At 45.5% G+C, this 17,057-nt stretch carries 11 protein-coding genes; 4 read left to right on the top strand and 7 right to left on the bottom strand.

Going from position 1 to position 17,057, the window contains the following annotated elements; translation table 11 throughout:
• Positions 1-388: 388 nt before the first annotated feature.
• On the top strand, positions 389-598 hold the full coding sequence (locus V2H45_RS20975; protein WP_330485638.1) for a hypothetical protein: 210 nt from the start codon (positions 389-391) through the stop codon (positions 596-598).
• Between the two features lie 24 nt (positions 599-622).
• Here V2H45_RS20975 and V2H45_RS20970 read toward each other — a convergent pair whose 3' ends face one another.
• The 3 genes from V2H45_RS20970 to V2H45_RS20960 form a co-directional block, all read right to left on the bottom strand.
• Positions 623-2,959: a CHASE2 domain-containing protein gene (locus V2H45_RS20970; protein ID WP_330485637.1), complete on the bottom strand. Its 2,337-nt coding sequence runs from the start codon at positions 2,957-2,959 to the stop codon at positions 623-625.
• 130 nt (positions 2,960-3,089) lie between these two features.
• On the bottom strand, positions 3,090-4,223 hold the full coding sequence (locus V2H45_RS20965; RefSeq protein WP_330485636.1) for a DUF1822 family protein: 1,134 nt from the start codon (positions 4,221-4,223) through the stop codon (positions 3,090-3,092).
• A 56-nt stretch (positions 4,224-4,279) separates the two neighbouring features.
• Entirely contained in the window at positions 4,280-5,656 is a 1,377-nt protein-coding gene (locus tag V2H45_RS20960) for a hypothetical protein (protein WP_330485635.1), read from the bottom strand.
• 144 nt (positions 5,657-5,800) lie between these two features.
• Here V2H45_RS20960 and V2H45_RS20955 point away from each other — a divergent pair, with 144 nt between their 5' ends.
• Both V2H45_RS20955 and V2H45_RS20950 read left to right on the top strand, forming a co-directional pair.
• Positions 5,801-7,837 carry a tetratricopeptide repeat protein gene (locus tag V2H45_RS20955; protein WP_330485634.1) on the top strand — a complete coding sequence of 679 codons (2,037 nt, stop codon included), beginning with the start codon at positions 5,801-5,803 and terminating at the stop codon, positions 7,835-7,837.
• 37 nt (positions 7,838-7,874) lie between these two features.
• Positions 7,875-8,723 (top strand): hypothetical protein, encoded by an 849-nt coding sequence (locus V2H45_RS20950; protein WP_330485633.1) that lies wholly within the window; start codon positions 7,875-7,877, stop codon positions 8,721-8,723.
• Positions 8,724-8,850: 127 nt separating this feature from the next.
• Here V2H45_RS20950 and V2H45_RS20945 read toward each other — a convergent pair whose 3' ends face one another.
• The 4 genes from V2H45_RS20945 to polA form a co-directional block, all read right to left on the bottom strand.
• The gene (locus V2H45_RS20945; protein WP_330485632.1) at positions 8,851-11,115 is read right to left on the bottom strand and encodes an O-linked N-acetylglucosamine transferase, SPINDLY family protein; all 2,265 of its coding nucleotides are present in this window, start codon (positions 11,113-11,115) and stop codon (positions 8,851-8,853) included.
• A gap of 158 nt (positions 11,116-11,273) precedes the next feature.
• The gene (locus tag V2H45_RS20940) at positions 11,274-11,819 is read right to left on the bottom strand and encodes a type IV pilin-like G/H family protein (RefSeq protein ID WP_330485631.1); all 546 of its coding nucleotides are present in this window, start codon (positions 11,817-11,819) and stop codon (positions 11,274-11,276) included.
• Between the two features lie 216 nt (positions 11,820-12,035).
• Positions 12,036-13,181, bottom strand: coding sequence for a glycosyltransferase (locus tag V2H45_RS20935; protein ID WP_330485630.1), 1,146 nt, complete (start codon positions 13,179-13,181; stop codon positions 12,036-12,038).
• Between the two features lie 108 nt (positions 13,182-13,289).
• Complete coding sequence (gene polA, locus V2H45_RS20930) at positions 13,290-16,163, bottom strand: DNA polymerase I (protein WP_330485629.1); 2,874 nt, start codon at positions 16,161-16,163, stop codon at positions 13,290-13,292.
• Between the two features lie 146 nt (positions 16,164-16,309).
• Here polA and V2H45_RS20925 point away from each other — a divergent pair, with 146 nt between their 5' ends.
• On the top strand, positions 16,310-17,008 hold the full coding sequence (locus V2H45_RS20925; protein WP_330485628.1) for a creatininase family protein: 699 nt from the start codon (positions 16,310-16,312) through the stop codon (positions 17,006-17,008).
• Positions 17,009-17,057: the final 49 nt, after the last annotated feature.

Raw genomic sequence — 17,057 nt, 5'->3', positions numbered from 1 at the left:
CCTCATTTTCCTCAAATCCCTTCCTACTCTTGTTTGTATTTTTAGAGATGCCCTTCTATAAGTCAACAGCCAAATCCACTTTAAAAACTGGCACAGTATTGTCAAGTGGCTTCAGGTTTGAACTTCTATAATCGCAGCTATAGAATTCATGCCACCATTCAACGCCAAGACAAAACTCTTGGGGAGGAGATATTTTTAAGAATTGTAACAGAAAGCGTATATTTCCGACCCAACCCTGAAGTTTCAATAGCACTGTTGAATTCCTCAAGGTTGCGATCGCTTGTCGAGCAAAGCCTTGAAGAAGTGAGTCAAAAACTGAACTCATAAATGAGCCTATTGAGCAGAAATTTTTCGGCAGTCTATTAGATAAACAGTTGAGGTGACTGAGATGGAACAAAGATTGCGAGAGGGTATGGCAGTATGTTTTGCGATCGCATGGATGGGTAGCTCTTCGATGGCGGCGATCGCTTGCAATTTCCAAATTCCGAATGCCACAGTAGAAACTCCCACACAGGTAACGAGGGTATGCGCTCATCCACCGCGCTCATGGACACCTAAGGGAAGTAGAAATACGCTGTCCGAGAGTATGTTTAGCTAACCTGCAAATAAACTTTTTCAAATTTTATCGCAATCGCAGAGGGATGACATAGAGCAAAAATGCGATTGTTGGGAATGCGATCGGAATCAGTAAAGCCGCAGAAATATAGAGTTCTAGGCATACAACGATATAGATCGAGGTTCCCGCCACGATTGCCAACCGACCTCCCTTACGTTTAAACGGAACGATGAGAATTACCGCACCACCGATGAGTAAAGCGATCGCGATTCCCAGGAGATCGGGAATGGGTACGACCCAACGCTTGGCTAAGAAATGCCATACCCCATAGGCATGAAGTTCCCCGCCTGTCATGGTTTCGCTAGCAAATCCACTACTGGAATCGTTCCTAGGTGCGCTGAATCTCTGACCGTAGGCGATCGCAGTCGGCATGGGAAAGCGATCGGAACCTTGTTGAAATATGCCTGCTTCTGAGTAATTGGCTGAGACGATTGCAATGCGATCGGCAATTCTTAGATTCTCTGGTAGCTTCATCGTAGGATCGAGCAATTGCCATGCGGGAATGGTTGTGTAGGCGCGATCGGCAGGAATGGAAAAATCAAGGATGGGAGTAAACCAATTTTGCCCAACATCAGCAGAAAACTCAGCGATTCTTGAAACGCTAGGAGACTTGAGATTGGGATCTCGCAACTTTGCTAGCGTATAGGCAAAGGGTTGTTTTTCTAGATCGGACTGTGGCAAGGCTAAGAAATAGACCGACTGATGAATATGGGCATCGGTAACCCCAGGTTGGATCGTAAATTCGGGCAGGGGAGAACTCCACTTTCCTTCGTCATAGACCGTAGCCAGCACAAATCGCATTTGCTTCTGGTCGATCGCAGTTTGAAATGCTTTTGCCAACAGGCGATCGCTGGCTCCCTTGTCTTCAGATGTATGGGGACGATCCAACAAATAGTCGAGTCCAGCAATTCTGACATTGAGTTCGCTAAGACGATTGACGATGCTTGCCAGATACTCGCGGTTCATGGGGTTGGGCGTGGAAATCCCCGCTCTGCGAATGGATTCTTCGTCAATCTGTACGAGGACAACAGGCGGTTTGCGATCGGGAATTCGTCCTGTGTGCTGGCGATACAGCGCCTGTAGGAAAATCCGTTTGTCTAGCAACTGGGTCTGCACGCTCGGTTGCCAACTCAGAGCGCATAGAGATATTAAAGCGATCGCTTGCCAAGGGCTGGGAACTAGCAGTTTGAGTTGTTCTAGCCAAACCGATTTGGGTAGAACGAACAGGGGCGCGTCTGGGTGGCGAAACAGAGAAGGAATGAGATAGGCAGAGGGATAGGTCGATCGCTTGTGATGGAGGTAACTGCAAGCGGTCGCGATCGCTTGGCAAACATTCTGGCGACTGCTCAAGCCCTGCACGAATTGAATTAAAAATTCCTGGGCGATCCGATTGTGAATGGGTTCTCGCATAATCGCTACTTGCGGCAAGCCGACGCGATCGACCAACCATTCCGCAATACTCAGACCGCTACAGGAGTTAAATAGCGCCACCTGCAAACCTCGTTGCTTTGCTACCAGTAAATGCGGTTCGAGATCGCGTATTAAAAACGCGGCATTGGGTGCGATCTCAATGACTCCCCCCGTAAGTTCAGTTTCCTGACTGTGCCCTGTAAAAAAGAGAATATCCCACCCTCGCTCATCGACCATTGCCTGTCGAATCTTTTCATAAAAGGTTTCGGCAGTTTCTCCCTTTTGCCAAGCAACGGTATGGATTTCTACGGTTTCCGCTAACATTTGCATGGCGCGGCGATCGGTTTGAAAATTTAAACTCGAATCATCTCCCCAAATTGCCAGCAATCTTACTTTGCCCTTACGCAGGCGATGGCTAGAGGTCTCGGAATGGGTTGTAACATAACGCGCGATCTGAATGGCATTGGGCGCAGCAAATTCATCGCCCAGATCCCATGCTTCCCAAGGCAAGCGGATCAGCTCTTCGCTGTGGCAACAGATAAATAAATCGATGCTGGTGAAGGATTTAGAATTTGCCAGCACTGCGGTATTAATTTCTGCGCGTAAAGCGTAAAGTTCAGGACTGCGCAACCAGTAGGTAAATTCTCTTAAGAGCTTCGCTTCCGCCTCTCCAAGTTTCGTGTGCCAGTCTTGAGGCGATGCTGAAATATCACCCCCTGAGGCTAACTTACCCCGCATAGGCAATTCGGGTAAACTCTCTGCATCAGGCATAGCACGATAGTAGTTGAGATAGGCTTCCTGCCAATTGCCATAGGCAGTTGCTACGGTTTCTGAATGCAAAAGCAACACAGGTGGGAAGTGCTTGCCTTCCGTCATTAACTGGAAGCGGCACTGATGACCTATTCGTTCGATTTCTAGCCGATAGACAACCATATTTTGCGATGCATGACGAACCTATGACGAACCTATCGCGATTCTTAATTGTTTGCGAACGTGGTATGGGCTTCCAGTTCGTGCAGGCAAGATACCTGCGCTACAAATAATTACAACTCATTTAGGATTGCTATACGTAAGGATAAAACCCAAACTCTGGTAAGGTCAATTGTAAACCTGATGGCAAAGAGATTTTTACAGAAAAGGTTTCGTTCCAATTTCCTATAACCTGTGCGTGCAGGTAGACAGTATTTGACTTGCCAATTTGTTCAAATAAAACCCGATCGCGATCGCGAACCGACAGGGTCAACCCCAAGGGTAGCCGATCGTCGGCGATCGCACTTAAGACTAATAACAGCGACCATTCAGGGTTCTCAGTCTCGGAATTTATGACCCAAGGGATGGCATAAAGCCTGAACTTGGCATCACCGAGGACTAGATCTTGATAGGCGGCACGGGCATCTGCGGGAATCGTGGCGTTTGTCTGAGATTCCCATTTTCTGAGGAATTCACCAAGCTCGTCGATGGGGCTTTTTTTAATAGAACGCAGCGCAGATTCGCGCAGAGCGAATGTCTGTTTAGGTAAGAGCATCCATTCCAGCGATCGCGTCAACTCGTCGAGATCCCCTTTTAGCCAGAGGGCTAGGTTGAGAAAGGAATGCTGTGAAGGCGAAGTCAGTGTGGGAGGTGTAGCAATTGCGATCGCGCTATCTTCTAAACATTGGAGATAAAGTAAAAGTTTGTTGGCGCCGCGATCGAGTTCGCCTAGGGGTAAGACATATCGATTTCCATCCGCTTTTTCTAATAAACCCCGTTGCTGTAAGTCTACCAGTTGAGGATGGCTTAGGAAACCACAAAATCTAACAAGCGAATGCTCTTCGCGCACTTCCGCCACAATGTAAAAGTGGTAGCTGCGATCGGGAATATCGACGATAACGCTAGGGAACTCGATAGAGAAACCATTCACATAGAAGGTAGGAATTACGCAAACCTTAAAATCCCCGACTTGTAAAGAAATGACTTCACAATCGGCAACATGACTAAATGGTCGAACTGCTTTGGGGATACGAGTTCTCAACCATTGTTTTATGCCTATGCTTGCTAGCTCTTTGAGATAGATCTGCCACTGCTGTTCGGGTGGTTGCCAGCTACCAATGCGAGCTGCTTTCATCACGTCTGACTCGCAAATTTCAATTTCATCAGGATGGAGGGCTTCAAACTCAAAGATATCTTCCATTCCCCTTGTCCGCGCTGTTAACATCATACGTCCTTCCATATTATCATCTAAGTTTAAGTGTGCTGTCTGCCGTGCTATTCGCATTAGCAGTCAAATTTTTTCATGTAGCGACATAATCGCTGAGCAAAAAGACTTGCTAAAGGATGTCCCCTTGCGGATTGCGTTTCTGACTCGGCTTCTTCCAGTAACTCTTTGTCAATAATTTCTTCTAATGTAACTTCGACAAGAGCATCTAGAGTTTGCAATCGTTGTGGGTCTGCATAGGTCTGCGCGAGTACGAGCACCTGTTTTTGTAGGTTGCTGAGAATTTCTCGTCGAATATCTGCCCGTAGTTCTTTTAGCTTTAACAAACGCGAAACTTGATATTGTGCTTTTAAACTCAGATCGCGAGCGATTTCTGCCATTGCCTTGCCGTGGCAATGAAATAGACATAGGGCTTCTAGGAAATTCTGTAATGCCCGATCTTTTTTCGGTGCGATCCGTTCGAGATGAGCATCGATCGCAAAGGCGATCGCGCGATCGAGCTGTACCAATAATTCTTTGCGAAAGGTTTGCAGAAATTCTTGATGCTCGACCTCAGTACTATCGATTAGAGCTGAAGACAAGCGATCGCTATCCATTGATGTGTTTGGATCGTCAATCGAAAGGGATGAAGGTTTGCCACCACGACTTTGCAGGCGGTATTCTCGCAGATGCTTAGCAAATTCTCGTAATTGAATCAGGGCTGTATTGGCTGAGAGCGATGGAACATCCTTAACGATTTGTGCCAGTTGGTTCGACGTTGGGGGCTGACAATGACCGTTACTACCTGCTGCCCGTTGTTGTAATCTGGCTTTACGATAGACTTCGTGATAGCGATCTAATAGCAGAACGGCAATTTGAATTTCTGTTTCCGTAAACTGTAGAGAAGTAGATAGAACTTGCCGTAATTGTTTTGAAGTTGTGTCGTTAAGAATTGCCCAGTCGCTAATTAAATAGATCCCGTAATCTAAAAGTAAGACGTTCAGTTCGCGATGCTGCCGCACTTTGCGATTTGTCCATGTGTTTAACTTGCTGCGCTCTGGATCGAAGGTTTCCAGTATTTCCCGAGCCAGTGAAATGTAGGAGCTTGTTTGATTGAATGTCGTTGGTAAAATATCATCAAGCACGCAGGGCAATAGTTCTTCAAGTGGAAGTCCGTAGCGATCGCTAAATTGTCGAAATATTTGCAAACTGGCTTCGAGGATTTGATGAGAGATATAACAACGCAAACATAGCTGTGCTGCATGTCGTTGGGATTCAGCATAATCTTCGCCTCTCCAAATTTTCCATAGATGTAGCGATATATCTGTGCTTACGGGAAATTTAGTTAATTCGGGGAAACCCTGCTGCAAGAATATTTTGGCAAGGGCAATTTCCTCTACTTTAGGCTTTCCTGTTGCAATATCAATCCTAACAAACGTCCAGTATTGCGTTACCATAAAAAACTTAGCTACCTGTTGTCTAGCAGTTTTTGCACTACCACAACGATCTACTTCTGGATTAGGGGAACCTATGCAACTTGCATAACCTTCTCACCCCAAGAGGTATGTACGAATAGACTTACTTAGTACGAGGTAAAAGAGATGTCTCTAGCCTATAGCATCTTGACTGCGGTTTTACCTGCGATCGCTTTGCTTTGTTATTTCTATGAATGCGATCTAAGGCAAAACAAGTCCCAGAGCGGCAAAGTCAAAGCTTTTCTCCTCGGCGTCTCTTCGATCTTACCCGCTTCAATCATTGAAGCCTTTGTCGATCGCATGCTCATGCATGGAAAGTTTGGTAGCTATATGCAGAGCCTTAGCAGTGTTTCCGCACGACATTCAATTCCTGTTACCGATGCTCTTCAGATGGGCTTTTTAGGCTCAGCCCTGATCGAAGAAAGTATCAAAATGCTGTATTTGTATTTAGTATTCGATAAAAGTAAAGAGTTCCAAAGTAAAAAAGATACGGTGATTCATGCCGTTACGCTCAGCGTAGGTTTTGCCTTTGTCGAAAACATTTTGTATGTTGTTAGCTATGGAGCAGAAATTGCTGAGGCTAGAGCATTTATGAGTCTACCCATGCACGCCATAGCAGCTCTAGCGATGAGCTTTACGATCGCATTCAGACGGGAACAATCTCACCAACCCCTATGGCAAGCTTGGGCGATCGCCCTGTTAGCGGCAACCCTCATTCATGGAACATACAACTCTCTGCTATTTATCAATACGTTTGCTAGCGGAACAATTGTCTTTGTCTTTGTGATTGTGGCGGTTGTCTTAGCGGTTCGTCTATATCGAAACCTAGATTCCCAAAGCGATCGCATGCCCAGTCAATCTGTAGGGAATAAACCGTTGCAACAATCGCCTCAGCTTCCCAGATCCCCAGGACTAGACTGGAAACACAAGCCTAAAGCGATCGCGAAATTTTTAAACCGTGCCTTAGAATCTCGCCGCATCAATGCCAGTGTCGATCTAGATGGCGATCGCTTGCAGGTTTTGCTGGAGGGGGCAGCCGTTCCACCCCAAAATCTTGCCCAAAGTATCTTTAAAAAATTACTCAGTTTAGACATCCCCAACGCGCGATCGCTGAAAGTGTATGGGAAAGTGGAGTATGAAAAAGTTCCCAGTTGGTCGCAAGAATTTGTATTTACGCTTTCCCTTCCCGAACGAGCGATAGCGGTCGATCCTTCATCTCGATCTAAACTTTGGTATTCTCCCCTTACTTGGATTTTGATATCCGTTGGATTGATATCTGCTGGCTGCTTTTTGCCAAATCCCATGGAGAGGTTCCATGCCAATAGCCAAGCTCAAAAGGATTTATCTGCTTCTCAAGAAGGTGGCTCTGGATATTCTGATACCGATTATGTCGAACAGGGCGATCGCAAATACGATCGGGGTGATTATCGCGGGGCGATCGAGGACTTCAACCGAGCGATCTCGCTGAATCCTAACAATGCAATTGCCTATAACTATCGCAGTCTCAGTCATAGCGAATTAGGCGATCTAGAAGAAGCAATCCAAGATTGTAACAAGGCATTAGAAATCGATCCTGAATATGCCCTAGCTTATTTCAATCGAGCTGGATACCGTACTGGCAAGAATGATCTAAATGGTGCCTTAGAGGACTACGATCGCGCCATTCAAGCTAAAGGAGATCTAGGCAGGAAAGGGAGGCTTCGCCTTGCGGATATCTATGCCAATCGAGGCGATGTATTGGGCAGATTGGGACGCTACACCGAGGCATTAAGGTCTAGTCAACAGGCACTACAAATTGCTCCTAAACATCAGTATGCATGGTTTGTCCAGAGCATGGCGCTCAGTTATCTCGATCGCTATGAAGAAGCTTTGGCAGCGATTAATAAAGCCGTGGAGTTAGACCCTCCCAATGCGGAGGCATGGAATTATCGCGGCAATATTCTCTATACATTACAGCGTTATAACGAGGCGCTGACTTCCTACGAAAAAGCCATCCAAATTGCGCCTAGGTTCAGGCTTGCGCTGCGCAGTCGGGCGGCTCTGTTAAACGAACTCGGTCGCGATCGCGAAGCCCTAGAAGCATACGATCGTCTAATTCAACTTTATCCCAACGATCGCGAAGCTATGCAGACACGAAATGCGCTGGCGGCACAACACAGATAGATCCTTGATGCCATTAGATTTTACTGAGAGAATATTCATGAATCAATCTAAATCTTCTTCCAATCAAAAAGAACTTGCACGGCAAGGCAACCCAGAAGCGATCGCTGTTTTACTCAACCGTGCCTACGAACCATACGGAATTAGCGCTCAGGTCAAACGTAGGCAGGACTGTTTGCAAATTGTACTAGAAGCAGAAGATATTCCCGATTGCGAACTCAATGTTCGGCGCATCGTCAAGGGGCTGCGAAAGTTTGAAATCGAAGGCATTACGACACTGGAAATTTATGGAAGCCAGCGATCGCGGCAGATTCCTGCATGGTCTCACACTGAGAAATTGATCGAAAATATCACCGAGGAGGTCGTTACGCCACCCAAAATTTCACCAATACCCAGCCAAGCCCAAGTTAGGGGGATTTCTCCGTCCAGAAAAACCGTAAAGCCTGAAGCCACAGGAAAATTCAGTTTCAAGATCTCTATCTATGGTTGGATGGCTGATGTTTTGAGTACAAAACTGATGAATTTTGTACTCAAAACCTTTGTCTGGTATGTTGCCTTCTTTTTAGGAAGCGATCGCGTTCAGATCGCCAGTTTTTATAAGAATGCATGGATTTTATATTTATTCGTAGGGTTATCTGGTACGGTTTTTGGTGGTTATCTATCCGCTCGACTTGCACGGTCTTTCCCTCTTAGGCAAGCGATCGCCACAGGATTTCTCTCATTGATTTGGGGGATGTTTTGGATGATGGGTAAGCCAACCGCAGCCAACTTCTCTGGCTATAATCTTGCTGCTCTGGGGCTGACAGTTCCCGCTGCCATACTTGGCTATTTTCTTCACCTTCATGGAAAGAATCCATTCTCTATTTTAAGATCCCAATTATCCCAATAGCCCATGATTCCGTATCATTTCTTGATTTATCGGCAACGTTATTTAGACCTATCAAATTCCCCATCGCAAGGATACAACTCCTATCGTTAAATTGTCTAAGTTCCTTTTAGTCATTGCTTCCCTAAAATTATCTTGACAGATATTTTTCCCACATTTGTTCGTAGGCATTTTCCATGGCTTGGGCGAAAGATTGACCATTCCACAGAGGAGATGTATGGCGAGACTGCCGCAGTTTCCATGCTACCTGCTGCCTAAGTTGTAGATTGGTTCCCAGTCGAATTCCCCAGTCTATATACTCAGCATCTGTCCAAGCAATTCCTTCTTCAATTCCTGCATTCATCATCATGGAGTAGCTATTACGGGCAGAAAACTGCTCTCCCACTTTAGTAACGATGGGAATCCCCATCCAAAGTGTTTCTAGGGTTGTAGTTGCACCATTGTAGGGGTAGGTGTCCAATACAACATCGGCGATCGCCAAGTTAGCACGATGCATGGCTTCAGTGGTTTGCATGGGTAGAAATCGCAAGCGATCGCGGTCAACTCCCTCAGCTTCGGCAATTTGACTAAACATATAACCGATTGCTTCTCGATCGGCCAAACCTTTGATTAAAAAATAGCTATTGGGAACGGCTTTAAGAATCTGCATTTGCAGTCTGATTGTGTCGGGATAACGCTTATAGCCTCCTTGAGTACTGAGATAAATTACAGCATCTATAGGAATATCGAGATGTTCGCGGCGTAGGGTCGGTACACCCACCTCAAAGCCATCAACCGCAATCAGGGTATGGGGTAAACGCCAAATTTTCTCACTGTAATAATCTTGGGCAGACTCTGGTAGAGTATAGGGATCGGCAATATAGTAGTCGATCGCTGGAAATCCCGAAGCATCCCAACCCAGCCAAGTCGCCTGTACTGGAGCTGGCTTGAGCGCCAAAGTCTCGCAATTGATATCGAGGGTGAGACTGTCGAGATCGACTAAGATGTCAATCCGATCGTCGTGGATTCGACTTGCTGTTTCTAAACTACTCTGCGAACCATCTACGCCAGCTCGGTAGGCTTTATTGACTTGTTCGACATACCAACTTTGCAGAGGATCGTCGGTTTGCTTATAGGCAACAAAGTAGGCATATAGCTCAAAGCGATCGCGATTGTGATAGTGAAATAGAGATCGGGCTAGCCAACCTACGGAATGTTGATTTAAACAATGGGACAGATAGCCAATTTTGAGTTTGCGATTTACGGAAGCAGTGCTTTTTCGTTTGCGATTTTCTAAGGCATAGGTTTCAAAGCGATCGCGATTTAAATCGATGAGATTTGTGGTGCATAGTCGGGCAACTTGGTTATGAATCTGACGATTTTCCTGGGGTCGATCTCGTAGATATGGTGCAAAAAAACTAACTACGGAGAGTCGCTGGGCGATCGCTCTGGTGAGGTCTTTAGGATTGGTTTCAATCAGTTCAGCTAAAAGCAGTTCCTGTTGCTCAAATATAGCCATTGCCTCTTGCCAATAGCCACCACCACCCATGAGACTGCGGATCAGAAGATGATGGGAAAAGATTTTATCGAGCAGGCTGTTTGAATTCTCACAACATTGTCTTGCCGTTTGAATTGCCAGATCGTATCTACCCGATCTTTGATAGAGAGGTGCTAATTCTCTCAAAAAGTTCAATGGATGGCTTGTAATCTCTAAACACCTCTCGATCGCGGCGATCGCCAGATCATACTGCCCCTCGGCATAGGCAAGCTTTACAGCAGAGAGAAGCACTTGATGCATAACGCTCTCAGGATCTTGCAGTAACGGTAAACACACCTCAAGCAAGTTAGGCAACACTGGGTATAGAGGGGCATAGTCTAAACTTGCTAAGAATGCTTGTTGCAGCGCTTGTTGGAAGTCATTGCTAGGTTGGAAATCTTCTAATTCATCTAGCTGAGATTTTTCCAGATTAAGCAGCTCCAACAATTCCCATGTCTCTAAATCGGAGATTGCTAGGTTGCCAAGCCCAATCGACAAGTACCAGAGCCAGAGTAAATTCCTCAGATTGTCGGGGGCAATCTCGCGCAAATGTTGCCGCACTAGCCAAGCAAGCCCATGATTTGATAACTGTTGTTGGCGATCGGCTTCAGTTTGCAAGATGGAGATAAGTTCAGTTGTTAGCTCCGACTGCACTTCAGGATCGTCAAGAAATTCAATTTCAGCCAAAGCTGCAAACCAAGTCGATTGAGCAGCTAATTCCTCACCCTGTAAAAGCTGCGTCAGCCCCAAGTACCAATAGTTGGATAGACAGTCTGGCTCAACGGCAATGATTCTTTCATATAACTTTGCCGCACCAGCATAGTCCGTTTGTAGTAGACAGCGATGGGCTAGCTGTTTCCAATTTTCCTGTGAATTCATGACGATGGGCTAGTTATTGCCAATTTTCTTGTGAATTCATAGCGATAGGCTGGTTATTGCCAATTTGTTTATGAATTCATTAGTTTTGCATAAAAACAAAAAAATTGGACAGGAACAAACCTGCCCAGTTTAATTAAAAGATTTAGACGAGTTGACAACTATTGACCAACAGGCTGGCTATTAGCACCGCAAACAGGCGCAGCTGTCGCGTTACCACTTGGATTAGGGGCAGCCGCAGTTCCTGGTGCATTTGCTTCACAAAGAATTGCAAGGCTGGTGACGTCACTGCTTGCAGCTACTTGAGAAAGTGAAACTAGACCTGCATAGGATCTGATTGCAACAACTTGAGACGTACCCAAAGAAAGAGCGGTCGTATTGGTTGTACCAGTACCAACGTCTGCCGAGGTGTAAGCGTAGTTGGTTGTTGTATTTTTGAGACCAACACCCAAAACATCGATGTTAGGACCAAATCTGCTCTTTTCTGTAAAGTAGGCTTGTTGACCCTTGTTGAGCGATCCAACGTAGGTTCTGGCTTCAGATTGCTTAGCTTTGTTAGCTTGGTTGAGGAAGGAAGGAAGTGCGATCGCTGCGAGAATACCGATGATGATGATAACAACGAGCAGTTCGATCAGGGTGAAACCCTTTTCGGAATCTTTCTTGCTGAGAAGGTGCTGTAGCAGTTTTGCTTTGAATTCAGATTTCATGATTTTGTCCCGTGCTTGTTAAGAGAAGGTACATTTCAGTTGCTCCATCAACTTACCCTCATTTTTTTAAATTGATATCATCTAATCAAAAGTTTTTTTAGAGGACTGGATATGCTAAAAACATGAATCCACTATTTCAATGGTCGTTTATGAGTCAGCAAGAGACTTTTAGCCCTTTGCAACCTGTGTGACTATTCTAAAAAACGATCGAAAAAACTAATCTAAAGTGGTTAATTCTCGTATCCTTTCTTGGGCAGGGATAAAGAGATCGTCAAAACTAAGGGCTTGCTCAAAAGCAACGATCGCTGCTTGCCGATCTCCAGCCTCGAAATAAGCACAGCCTAGATCATAGGCAGCATAGGTGGTCATATATCGGCGATCGAAGGGATGATCTTGGCTGTAGGTGCGATCGCACCCCAAATTTAAACACCTTTCAAAGTAGGCAGTAGCCCCAAGTGCAAAACCCATCCCTCTCAACACTGCGCCTGTTAAATAGATTAGAGGTGGAAATCTGGGAAACCACTCAAGTCCTTTGAGGCAGAGCAAATTTAAGATTTCAAAATCCTGCTCAGGTTGGGCAAGCATCTTTACACCTAGATTAAATAAAAGCTGGGGAACATAGCTGCCATTATCAGGCATACTGCCTTCTAAAAAATGAGGTAAAAGTCGCTCAAAAGCTTCTCTATAGCAATCCTCGGCTTTTTCTGATTTTTGAATCGTGTCATACATCCCAGCTAAACAAGATAAAAGCCCTAGGGTAAGTCCTTCTTCTTGACGTATTTGCTCAAGCAAAGGAATATTTCGAGATACATTTTTTTGCTCAACAGCTTCTCTGCTGTAACCATAGTGTAAGACATGAATATCCCCTAAAATGGCGGCTTGACAATCCCTTATATTAACAACTTCATGGAAGCGTCCCACAAATTGAAGATCTTTACGATTGTAAAATAGTCGTACTTGTGGGGTAGCTAAGGTTTCCTGATTTATATCAATTAAAGGAATAAGGAAGGCAGAAATCTGTGGATTAAGCATGAGTTTTGTAGTAATTTGCTCTCTGATTAAATCTGGACTTATATCGAGAGACTTACTTAACTCAACTACCAAATCTTCATCGGCATCAAGAAATAGAATCCATTCACTTGTGGCTTTGGACAAAGAATAGTTACGGGCGGCAGCAAAGTCATGACACCAAGGGAAATAGTCGATTTTTGCCCCATAGCTTTTGGCAATTTCAACAGTATCATCCGTTGAGCCAGTATCAACAATCACGATCTCATCCACAAAGGCTTTCACACTTTCTAGACATCTTGCTAGGTTTTGGCTTTCGTTTTTAACGATCATGCAAAGAGATAGGGTAGTCATCTTACTTTCCTCTTGTTTAGACTTATGCATTGAAATTTGAAATGTTCGTAGATCTCGTTTCGTTTTTCTTGTCAGGTAAATTTTGACAAGAATTTCGATAGAGGATTCTTACTTTGCGGCCATCCAGTTGGCACCCGTGTGAATATCTACTACTAAGGGCACCGATAATTCCAAGGCTGATTCCATGATCGATTTGATTTGGGGCAATAGAATTTCCAACTCTTGAGGCGGAATCTCAAACACGAGTTCGTCATGAACCTGCAATAGTAACCTTGCCTCATAGCTTTGAAGAAGTTTATGGAGCCGAATCATCGCAATCTTGATAATATCTGCACTCGTCCCTTGAATTGGGGCATTCACCGCCGATCGCAACAGGGCAGCTTTACGATATCCGTCCATACGTTTGATGTCATGGAAGTAGCGCCTGCGTCCTAGGATCGTGGTCACAAAACCATTGGCTTCGGCTTCGGCTTCAATGTTTTCCATATAGCTCGCAATGCTGGCATAGCGTTGATTAAAGGCATCGATAAATTGCTTTGCCTCTTTCACAGACACGCCCGCTTCGCGGCTAAACTTTTGCGCACCCATTCCGTAAATCACGCCGTAGTTGATGATTTTAGCAAGACGACGTTCTTCGCTGGATACTTGCTCTTTTTCTAGTAATAACTGCGCTGTGCGGGTATGGACATCTTCACCTTTGCTGTAAGCCCTTACAAGTTCGGGTTCTTGACTGAGATGCGCCAAAATCCGTAACTCGATCTGAGAATAGTCGGCAGATACTAACATCCAGCCAGCTTCAGGCAAAAATCCTGCTCTTATGCGACGACTAAAAGCCGTGCGGATGGGAATATTCTGTAAATTTGGCTCGTTACTGCTCAAGCGACCCGTCGCTGCCCTAGTTTGGTTGTAGTCGGTGTGAACGCGCCCCGTCTTGGGGTGAACGATCGCAGGCAGAGCATCGACATAGGTGGATTTGAGCTTGGCTAGGGTACGGTGCTTTAACATGACATCGATTAAGGGATGTTCGCCCTGTAACTTCTCTAGTACTGTCACATCGGTGGAGTAACCTGTATTGCTTTTGCGGGTTTTCTTGGTAAACTTCTCTCCTAAAATTTCTAAGAGAATCTCGCTGAGTTGCTTGGGGGAATTGAGGTTGAATTCGCGACCAACTTGGGCATAGGCATCAAGCGCGATCGCATCGAGATCTGTTTCTAATTCTTGGGAAAGCTCGGCAAAATAGGCTTTGTCAATTCTAATGCCCGTCCATTCCATTTCCGCCAGAACTGCTTCGAGGGGAAGTTCTACTTCGGCGAATAGCTTCTGAAGTGCGGGCGTTTCTGCCAACATTTTTTCTAGAATTGGCATGAGTTTAAAGGTGGTATAGGTATCCATGCCGCAATATTGGGCGACTTCAGGGATAGCCACCTCGGCGATCGATTTGCGCTTGCCCACCAATTCCTTAAAGCTTTTGGCTTTAATATCTAAGAATTCGCGAGACATGGCATCCAAGCTGTGAGAAGCTTCGGGGTCGATCGCATAGCTGGCAAGCATCGTATCAAACACAACCCCTGCTAGTTCGATGCCTACGGCTTTAAACATGAGGCGATCGAATTTGGCATTTTGCAGAACTTTGGGGCGATCGGGATCTTCTAATAGGGGCTTCAAGGCTCGAACCACTTCCGATAGCTCCAGATTTTGTCCCTCTGTATGGGCAATGGGAATATAGGCAACATCGCCGATCGCATCGCCCCAGCAACAACCGATTCCCACCAAATCTGCATCATGGGGATTGAGCGAGGTAGTTTCCGTATCCCATGCCACGGGCGATCGCAGGGTTTCCAGTTTTTGTCTTAGCTGCTCTAAGCGATCGCGAGAATTAATTATCTCTACTTCTAAGATAAGGGAACTGCTTTCTTCTTTAGGTATAGCATTAGCATCTGCTAAAGCCTTGGCTTCGATTGAAGCAAAATCAAACCATAGCTCATCATCAGTTTCAAGATTTTCAGATTTAGGAACTTCCTGTAGTTTCTTTTTATTCGCTTTCGTGGCATTTGTCTGACTGTAATCGCCACTTAATTTCGACTGAATCCGATCGACTTTATTTACAAATGCTTTCAGTTCCAAGGTTTGGAGTAATGGAACTAAAGTCTCTGTATCAAAACCTGTGAGCTTGCAAGTTTCGATATCGATGCCCAGAGGAACATCCGTCTTAATCGTCGCCATAAACTGCGAATGCTTTGCGGCTTCCACACCTAGCTCTAGCTTCTGTTTGACAGCTCCCTTCATCGTAGGCACAGATGCCAAAATCCTTTCTAGACTGCCATATTCTTCTAAGAGCTTGGTCGCTGTTTTTTGACCGATTCCGCGCACGCCGGGGATATTGTCCGAGCTATCACCGCATAGGGCTTTGTAGTCAATGACTTGCGTGGGCAATATGCCCAACTTTTCCTTTACCTCTGCCGCATGAAATTCTTGAATCCTATCTTTTTGCCCTAAATGTAAAACAGAGATACTCTTGTCGGCATCAATCAGTTGAAACATATCCTGATCGCCACTCAAAATCTTGACAGCATAGCCTGCACCACTTCCCTGTTGCGACAAAGTCCCGATGACATCATCTGCCTCAAACCCCGCCTGTACGATCGCAGGCAGATTCATCTTTTCGAGAATGCTTTGCAAATTTGCCAAATCTGGAATGAAATCCTCTGGGGTTTCCGCACGTCCTGCTTTATAGGTGTCATCGGCTTCATGGCGAAAGGTGGGTGTGGCTAGATCGAAGGCGATCGCCACAGCCTGCGGTTGCTCGCGGTCTAAAATCTCAAGCAAGGATTTCAAAAAACCAAAACAGACACTGGTAGGGATTCCCGTGGAGGTGCGCAGTCCGCCATCACCGCGATAGGCAAAGGCATAGTAAGACCGAAATGCCAGCGAATGCCCATCGACGAGCAGAAATACAGGTTTTGGGTTATTTGGCAAGTTCATGGGAGGGGATGCTGAAAAGAATAGGGATGATTTAGGATGTCTGTGGGGCGCAAAATATTTCACTGCCGACTGCAAACATTATCTTGTAGATGGCTCAAAAATTGGGACTACTACCGAAATTCAAACATATAAAATAGGTACTCTGAATGCTACTGCACTTATCAACTTGGCAAGAAATCGAAGCCTATTTGCAGCGATCGCGTGGCGTGATTATTCCCATTGGTTCCACCGAGCAACATGGTCCCACTGGCTTAATAGGTACAGATTTTATTTGCGCCGAAGCGATCGCCCAAGGAATTGGCAAAGAACTTGATGCCCTCATTGCTTCCACACTCACAATTGGTACGGCAGAACATCATATGGGTTTCCCCGGCACAATAAGCCTAAAGCCCTCTACACTCGCCTTGGTAATCAAAGACTACGTACATTCACTGGCGAAACACGGTTTTCAGCACTTCTTCTTTATCAATGGGCATGGTGGCAACATTGCTGTCCTCAAAACCGCATTTACAGAGATCCATACCGAGCTACCCAACGTCCACTGCTACCTTGGCAATTGGTGGATGAGTGCAGCAATTCATAAGTTGGTTCAAGAGCTCTATGGCGATAAGGAAGGCTCCCATGCTACTCCCAGTGAGGTTGCTGTCACGATGTATGTTTACCCCGACGCGATTAAATCTGCCCCATTGAGCGAATATGTCAATAAAGATCGCAAGATTTATGCTCCCCAAGAATTTCGCGAACGTTATCCCGACGGACGTATGGGCTCCGATCCATCTTTGGCAACCGTTGAACATGGTCGGCAATTGTATGAGCTTGCCATTAAAGAGATAGGGCGGCAGTAGACTTGTTTGGAAATAATAGATAATAACAAAACAGTTAGAAGGCGAGATG

The sequence above is a fragment of the Tumidithrix elongata BACA0141 genome, from assembly GCF_036349135.1.
Classification (GTDB): Bacteria; Cyanobacteriota; Cyanobacteriia; order Pseudanabaenales; family Pseudanabaenaceae; genus Tumidithrix; species Tumidithrix elongata.
Note: the sequence above shows the minus strand (reverse complement) of the source record. Positions and strands in the feature narration are given on the sequence as shown.